We start from the raw sequence: 688 nt of genomic DNA on the forward strand, positions 1-688 counted from the left end.
GGRCAGGACCCACCCGCCCTCACGATCTGAGCGCGAGAGCCCGGTAGACCCGGGCGGCCTCCTCGCCGCGGCCCAGCCGCTCCAGGCAGTGCGCCTCCTCGTTCCTGCTGGCCAGGGTCTCGGGATCGGCGGGGCCCAGCACGCGGTGGCGCAGTGAGGTCACGTGCCGGTGCACGTCCAGCGCCTCGTCCCAGCGGCCGAGGCAGCCGAGGCCGGCACCCAGCCCGCTCAGGGCCCGCAGCGTCGCCGGGTCGGCCGGGCCGCTCACCCTGGTCCGCACCGCGACCAGGTCGCGGCTGAGCTCCAGGGCCTCGGCGGCACGGCCGAGCCGGCGCAGACAGACGGCACTCTCCTCGCGGGCCGACAGCGTGTGCGGGTGCTCGTCCCCGAAGATCCGGGCGCGGTCCAGCGCCACGCCGCGGCACAGCTCCCAGGCCTCCTCCCAGCGGCCGAGCCGGCCCAGCGCGTGTCCGGCCGCCAAGCGACTGGCGAGGGTGTCGGGGTGGCAGGTGCCGAGCAGATCGTGCCGCTCGGCGGCGACCGCGGCGTGCGCCTCGTACGCCTCTTCCCAGCAGCCGAGGCGCCCCAGGCTCTCCCCCGCGCTGTGCCTGCTGGCCAGGACGGCCAGCAGCGTGGGCGACGGCGCGGGGCGGGGAGCGCCGGGCGGATGGGCGCCGGGCGGAGGGGC

Annotated in this window: 1 protein-coding gene; it reads right to left on the reverse strand. The window is 78.2% G+C overall.

From position 1 onward, the window contains the following. Window positions 1-19: 19 nt before the first annotated feature. On the reverse strand, window positions 20-688 hold a 669-nt coding region (locus tag AB8Z75_RS35180; protein ID WP_369209227.1), incomplete at its 5' end, for a tetratricopeptide repeat protein.

The organism is Streptomyces sp. PU-14G (genome assembly GCF_041028275.1).
Classification (GTDB): Bacteria; Actinomycetota; Actinomycetes; order Streptomycetales; family Streptomycetaceae; genus Streptomyces.